The following is a 246-nucleotide window of genomic DNA, read 5'->3' as shown; positions in this document are numbered from 1 at the left end:
ACTGCCAGTCAAAGCGCAATTCGTGGGAGAAGGATTCCAGCTCCGTGTTCGGACGCGAACTGGCCGTATTACCAAAGGAGTAGCCGGCGGGGTTCTGGTTGTCTACCGAGGTGATCAAGGCATTGGTCGCCAGACTCCGCCCCGCCAGCGGGTCTTCGTCACTGGCGCCGCCATCGGTGTAAGAGGTGTGCTTGGCCAGCCCGAACAGGTAATAACCGGTCAGGTTCTCGCTGAAGTCGTAATCGG

1 protein-coding gene is annotated in these 246 nt (G+C 59.3%); it reads right to left on the bottom strand.

The features are described 5' to 3' along the window. On the bottom strand, positions 1 to 246 hold a 246-nt coding region (locus ACZ2IA_RS23195), incomplete at both ends, for a hypothetical protein (protein ID WP_470294933.1).

Source organism: Crenobacter sp. CS_VA4, from assembly GCF_055597485.1.
Note: the sequence above shows the minus strand (reverse complement) of the source record. Positions and strands in the feature narration are given on the sequence as shown.